This is a genomic window from Pseudomonas sp. P4_C1, assembly GCF_056402155.1.
On the sequence record NZ_JBFUHY010000024.1, the window covers coordinates 61145 to 67513 of the forward strand.

A 6369-nucleotide genomic window follows, 5' to 3' on the forward strand; every position below is an offset into this window, starting at 1 on the left:
TCAATAAATGTCGTAAGGAAGCAAGCCCGTGCGCGGCCGGAAGGATCGCTCCCGGCGCGTCGGTTTCGTCGCCGCAACACTCAGTTCGCGCTCGGCTACAACAAACCCTGGAACAAGGAATTTCTGATTCCTTAATTTTGTGCGATGGTGTAAGAATATCCCTCGACCCATCCTCCGACAAGGATTTTGTACGACATGGCACAAAATAAATCGACAGAGGGCAAAGTCCGCGGCCGCCCTCGCGCCTACGACCCGCAGACAGCGTTGCAGCAGGCACTCGGGGTGTTCTGGAACACCGGCTATTCCGGCGCGTCGCTCGACAGCATCGCCACCGCCGCCGGGATGAATCGCCCCAGCCTCTATGCAGCATTCGGCGACAAGCACGCGCTCTATATCAAAGCGCTGGAGCAATATTGGGAGTTTGCCGCGGCGTCCATGCACGAGGCGCTGACGGACCTGGAGCTGCCGTTGGCCGAGGCCTTGCAGCGTTTCTACGAGGGGCAGTTATCGATTTACTTCTCGGGTGACGGCCAGCCCCGGGGTTGCTTCGCCATCGGCACGGCAACCACTGAAGCCGTCGAGGACCCGGAAATTCGCGAGGTGTTGTCCGACCGGTTGAGCCGGCTGGATGCCGATCTGGAAGTTCGCCTGCAAGCGGCGAAAGAGGCTGGCGAGTTGAAAGGCGACGCAGACCCGGCGGCCCTGGCCGTGCTCGCCTCGTCTCTGCTGCACAGCATTTCGATCCGTGCCCGGGCCGGTAAATCCCGAGCCGAACTGACAGCGTTGGCACGCCAGGCGATCAGAGTGATCTGCGGTGRGTGAAAAACTCGAAGATATCCTCGCCGGGCAATTGGCCGTGATCTTCTGCGGCATCAACCCCGGAATGACGGCCGCCGCCCAAGGGCACCATTTTGCCGGGCGCGGCAATCGTTTCTGGCGCACGCTGCATCTCGCCGGGTTTACCCCAGAGCTTGTGCGACCGGAAGACGATCGGACGATCTTGAGCTATCGATGCGGATTGACCGCGGTGGTGGAACGGCCGACGGCCAGTGCGGATCAGTTGGCCCTGCGCGAGTTCACCGCCGCGGCAGCGGCCTTCGAACAGAAAATCGCACGCCATGCGCCGCGCTTCGTGGCGTTTCTGGGCAAGGCGGCGTATGGCGCGCTGTCCGGTCAGCGCGACATTGCCTGGGGCCTGCAAACCAAAACCTTCGGCAATGCCTCGGTCTGGGTCTTGCCCAACCCCAGCGGAAGAAATCGTGGGTTCAGCCTCGAGCAACTGGTCACGGCCTACCGCGAACTGCGCCGGGCTGTCGACGACTGATAGCGGGTGCAATCATGTCGGAGGAATCGTCGCGAGCATACCGATCAGGATGGTCAACAGCAGAAAACCGCCGAGAAAAATCGTCATCTTGGCCATGGGGCCTCCCACACTATGAATTGGCGGTACAGGGGCGGCGTGCGCCGCCCGAACACCGTACCGAAGACTTATTGTGGGCTGGCGGCTGTATCCGTTACAGAGGCAGATTGCGCTGAAAAATACGGATCAGATCCGCTTTCAGGCTGTGCTTTCGCGCGTTTCCCAGAGAGGAGTTTGCGCGCGATGTCGACAAAAGGCGTGACGATCAATCCCCGCAGCGTCAGGTAACGCTCGTGATCCTGTTCCCCGGTGCCGTATTGAATGGCCTCGGGTGTGGACCGGGTGACGTACAGCGTACCGAACATCCAGTCCCACAGTGACAGATTGATGCCGAAGTTCTTGTTGAAGTGTCGCGGCGCATCACTGTGATGAATCTGGTGTTGTGCCGGGCTGCTCAGCACCCGCTCAAGCACCGGCCCGAAGGAAAACCAGACATGGCTGTGACGCAGGTTGGCCGCCAGGCTATTGAAGATGAACACCACGTAGGTCACGCCAAACAGCGTATAGCGGCTGATCTCCCCGCCGCAGGCGTACCAGAAGACACCGGCAAAGGCGCCGACGCAGATGATGTCGGTGAGTTTTTCGACCACTTCTTCCAGAAAGTGCACCCGACTGGCCGTCGCCGGCACCAGCACGGGCGCCGAATGATGGACTTTGTGGAAGGCCCACAGATACCGCGAATGAAAGGCGCGATGACCCCAGTAATGGCTGAAATCCTTGACCAGGAATACACCCAGCCCATAAAGCAGGGTCAGCGCCAGGTGCTCCTCCACTTGCGTGCGCGCGCCCCACAGGTGGGTGAAAAACGCGATGTAGTCCGCTGAACGCAAGACATACGGATCGACCAGGCCGACGATGGGCAGCACCAGGGCAACCTTGAGGATGGCGAGTACGAAGTAATAACGGTAGTCGAGCAGCGCCGAGCGGTGCAGGTAAACCCGGCGACCGCCGATGAACTGGCCGAACGTGCGCACGTCGGTCAGGCCCCGGGATTTGCGCCAGCGGAACAGGCAATAAGCGACGCCGTAAGACATGCAGAGAAAGGATAGACCGAGTCTGCCGTTGAAGTCGAAAATGCCCAGGAACTGCCGGGTGACCGGCTCGATCACCCACTGGGATAAATAAAGATGGATAGTGACAAGAACATCCATACCAGGCTGCCCGACGTAAATGGAAGGGCAATACTAAATGAGAATGAGTCTTTAGTGTGTTGAATTACGACCAGCTGTCAGCCACCCAGCGCAATGATTGCCAGGATCAGCACGGCCCCCGTGGCGGCCATGATCACCCCACCCTGCCATTGCGTGGCGCCAGCGTATCTGGCGAGCATCCAGCCGGCGATGAACAGCACCACGAGGCCCACCAGGTTGGACAGGCGGATGGCGAGTGCCGTCTGATCGAGCAGTATGAACGGCACCACCAGCGGAAATGTCGAGCACACGACCAACAGGAAAACACCGAGAGCACCCTTGAAGTCGTTCCAGCCAAGGCCCGCCCTGGTCGGCAAGGGGGGCTGCTCGAGCAGTTGACGGCGCAACAACTCCAGGCCTTCGCTGCCGGCCGCCGCCGCCAATTGCACCGGCAACACTTGCGCAACGAGTGCCTGACCGGCCGCGGCGTCCGCGCCATTGCGCAAGGCGAGGTACAGCTTGATCCTGCGCGTGCGCTCGACCAGTGCGCGCAACAGGTACATGACCGCATCGGCCAGTCCCCAGGCGAGATTGCAACCGAGTGCGGCAATCATCATCGTGCGTTCGGCTGCCTGATCTGCCGTGGCCACGCTGATAGTGCCGGTGAACGTCATGGCCATCAGCAGGCCGAAGATCACCTCGGTAATGCGCTCGACGGGGTCAAGTACAGGCGCCCTTTCGAATTGACCAGTGGTTTGCATGATTTCACCTCGCCCGGGTTTGCCTGCACGATATCGGTCAACGCTTCGGCCAGGCACGGGTTGCTCAAGCTGGGTATCCGCGTCCCCGTCAAGTGTAGATTGAACGGCTACACTCATGCGCACACGTCACCTGTTTCAAGAGGAGTGATTCATGCTTGATTACTTCGCGCTGGGCCTGCTGATCTTTGTCGGGCTCATCTTGTTCTACGGGGTCATCCTGCTCCACGACATCCCCTATGAAATTGCCGTCCACCGCAACCACCCCCACCAGGATGCGATCCATGCCACCGGCTGGGTCAGCCTGTTCACCCTGCACGCGCTCTGGCCGTTCCTGTGGATCTGGGCGATGGCCTATCGAGAGGACCGGGGTTGGGGTTTCAGTGACGGACATTCAGCAAAAAGCCATGTGGTTCACCTCGAACAACAGGTCGCCGAACTGCAAGGGCGGATCGAGCGCCTCGAGGCGGCGACCGGCACTGCACCGGGCAGGCTGCCAACGGACAATCTCGGCGAGGGCATCTGAGCCATGGATCTTTTACTCATTCTGACGTATGCCGCACTCTGCGTTGCCATCTTCAAGATCTTCCGCATTCCCCTGAACAAATGGACGGTGCCCACAGCCGTACTGGGCGGGATCGTGATCATCGGCGCACTGATTTTCACGATGAACTACAACCACCCCTACTCCGAGGTGGCGCGTTCCTATTTCGTATCGGTTCCGGTGATACCCGTGGTCAGTGGCCAGGTAATCGACGTGCCAGTGCAGGCCAACCAGCCCCTGGAAAAAGGCGATGTGCTGTTTCGCATCGATCCCACGCCTTTCGAATACCGGATGAAATCCCTCAAGGCACAACTGATTGCCGCCCAGGCCGATCGCGCCCGGATCACCGAGCTGATCAAGCGTAATTTCGGCACCCAACGGGAACTGGACATTGTGGTCGCGCGCAGTGATGACCTGAAGGCACAACTGGACAACGTACAGTACGAACTCGACAACACCACCGTCCGCGCGCCGAGCAAGGGCTTCGTCACCCACGTTTCGTTGCGTCCGGGCATGATGGCGACCAAGTTGCCGTTGCGCCCCTCGATGGTCTTCATTCCCGCCGAAGGGCATTACTTCGCGGCGTGGATGCGGCAGAACAGCCTGTTGCGCCTGACCGAGGGCGACGAGGCCGAAGTCGCTTTCGATGGCATTCCCGGAAAGGTTTTCGAAGGCAAGGTCAAAACCGTGGTTTCGGTCATCGCCGAAGGCCAGGTCCAGCCTTCGGGCACGCTGCTCGGCTTCACCGGCTCACCACCGGCCGGCCGGGTCCCGGTGGTCATTGAAATCACCGATCCCGACTATGCCCAGTACGCCGACCAGATGCCCGGCGGGGCCTATGGCCAGGCGGCGCTGTACAGCCAGCATTTCCATCACATCGCGATGATGCGCAAGATCCTTCTGCGCATGGCGGCGTGGATGAACTACATCTTCCCGTTCCACTGATCCGGCAGCGACGGCAACTGACTCAATCCTTGAATGGGGTCAGTTGCCGGTTCAGCGAACCGGCCTGGGAACGTTGCCAGGTGCGCAAGGTGTACTCATCCTCGGCCAAATCGCACCCACCGCTACGTCAGGCTACTGACGTACCTGATTACGCCCGTTGCGCTTGGCCTGGTACAGCGCATCGTCGGCACGGGTCAGCAGGGTTTCCGGCGTGTCACCGGGTTTGGCATGAGCCACGCCGAACGACGCGGTGATGGTGTCCAGCACCGTGTCAGTACCCCGGGCCTTGACCCGCAGCGACTGGATTTTCAGGCGCAGGCGCTCGGCAAAAGCACCGGCGGCTGCCAGATCCGGGCAATCCTTGAGCACGACACAGAATTCTTCACCACCGTAACGTGCGGCAATGGCCTCGGCCGGCAGCGAGTCTCGCAGCACTTGGGCGACATGTTGAAGCACGCGGTCACCCAAGGGATGGCCGTACTGGTCGTTGAAGTGCTTGAAGTGGTCGATATCCAGCATCACCAGTGCCACGCCGGTCGCCGCGTTGTTCATCGCCTGCTCGAGCTTGCGATTGAAGGTGGTGCGGTTGAGCAATTCAGTCAGGCCATCGAGGGTCGCGGCCAGTTGGGCGCGCTCCAGTTTGTCCCGCAGGCTTTTGATTTCATGCTGCGCCGACTGCAACTGGGCGAGGAAATGCTCCTGCTGCCCCTGCATCAGCCGGGTGCTCTGTTGCAGCTGGATCAGGATGCTCGGCAAGTGCTCGCTGGCGGGCTCTTCAAGCATTTGCAGGTATTGGCCGAGGCTGGCCTGGAAGTTCTGGTTGCCTTTCACGCTGCGCGAAACATCGCGCTCCATGTCGTCGACCAGGTTGATTGCGTCCTGCTGCCCGGAACGGACATCCGCCAGCTCATCGCGGATGATGTACTCGCGAAACAGTTTGGTGGCCGACTCCGGCGGGAAATAGTCGAAGTCGTTGACCAACCGGTCCAGGTGCCGATTGAGCTCCGGCTCCTGGCCTTTGCTGTAGGTGTACCAGAGCGCGTAGTGCACCGGGTTGGGCGCAATGTTGTGACGAACCATCAGCGGCACTGCCTGCTTGAGCAACGCCGCCGCCTCGCGGGAGTCTTCTGGATACAGCGCTAGAACAGTCGCACGCGTGTCTGATTGGCTCATGGTTTCACTGTGGTTGTTATCATTGGCGATTGGCAAACTCGCTGAGCATAGCCATACGCCCGACAAACGACCATCCCGAATTACACAATCATTTCAACCCGGTACGCCGGCCCCACAGGCCCGATCTACTGTTGGTCGGCATCAAACCGGCCATGTTCTGGCGCCGACGGTACGCGGTATCACGATTCGCCAGCCAGCTTTTGGTGGGAGCAAGCCTGCTCCGGGCGGCGTTCCGACGATGACGGTGTATCAGCCAACGACGATGTTGAAGCTGATGGCCTCATCGCGAGCAAGCTCGCTCCCACAGGGGGCCTGCGTTTTAACTGACTACCATCACCACTGCACGAGGGCGGCAAAGCTTGCACCCGAGGTAATGCACCATGCTTTTTTGTGGGAGCG

General features: G+C 60.3%; 7 protein-coding genes. 4 read left to right on the forward strand and 3 right to left on the reverse strand.

Annotated features, from left to right (window positions below):
- Window positions 1–195 precede the first annotated feature (195 nt).
- A complete protein-coding gene (locus AC1DU9_RS15910; protein WP_477810456.1) occupies window positions 196–822 on the forward strand; it encodes a TetR/AcrR family transcriptional regulator in 627 nt (208 codons plus the stop codon).
- Window positions 815–1324 (forward strand): G/U mismatch-specific DNA glycosylase, encoded by a 510-nt coding sequence (gene mug, locus AC1DU9_RS15915; RefSeq protein WP_477810457.1) that lies wholly within the window; start codon window positions 815–817, stop codon window positions 1322–1324. Before AC1DU9_RS15910 ends, mug begins: the two co-directional genes overlap by 8 nt.
- Before the next feature lie 164 nt (window positions 1325–1488).
- Here the strand turns inward: mug and AC1DU9_RS15920 are convergent, their stop codons facing one another.
- Window positions 1489–2571: a sterol desaturase family protein gene (locus AC1DU9_RS15920; protein WP_223457407.1), complete on the reverse strand. Its 1083-nt coding sequence runs from the start codon at window positions 2569–2571 to the stop codon at window positions 1489–1491.
- 77 nt (window positions 2572–2648) lie between these two features.
- A complete protein-coding gene (locus AC1DU9_RS15925) occupies window positions 2649–3311 on the reverse strand; it encodes a hypothetical protein (RefSeq protein ID WP_223457405.1) in 663 nt (220 codons plus the stop codon).
- Between the two features lie 151 nt (window positions 3312–3462).
- Here AC1DU9_RS15925 and AC1DU9_RS15930 point away from each other — a divergent pair, with 151 nt between their 5' ends.
- The gene (locus AC1DU9_RS15930) at window positions 3463–3834 is read left to right on the forward strand and encodes a DUF3302 domain-containing protein (protein WP_223457403.1); all 372 of its coding nucleotides are present in this window, start codon (window positions 3463–3465) and stop codon (window positions 3832–3834) included.
- Between the two features lie 3 nt (window positions 3835–3837).
- A complete protein-coding gene (locus tag AC1DU9_RS15935; RefSeq protein ID WP_218431934.1) occupies window positions 3838–4797 on the forward strand; it encodes an HlyD family secretion protein in 960 nt (319 codons plus the stop codon).
- Between the two features lie 132 nt (window positions 4798–4929).
- Here the strand turns inward: AC1DU9_RS15935 and AC1DU9_RS15940 are convergent, their stop codons facing one another.
- Window positions 4930–5970, reverse strand: a complete 1041-nt coding sequence (locus tag AC1DU9_RS15940; protein WP_223457402.1) for a GGDEF domain-containing protein — start codon at window positions 5968–5970, stop codon at window positions 4930–4932.
- Window positions 5971–6369 lie beyond the last annotated feature (399 nt).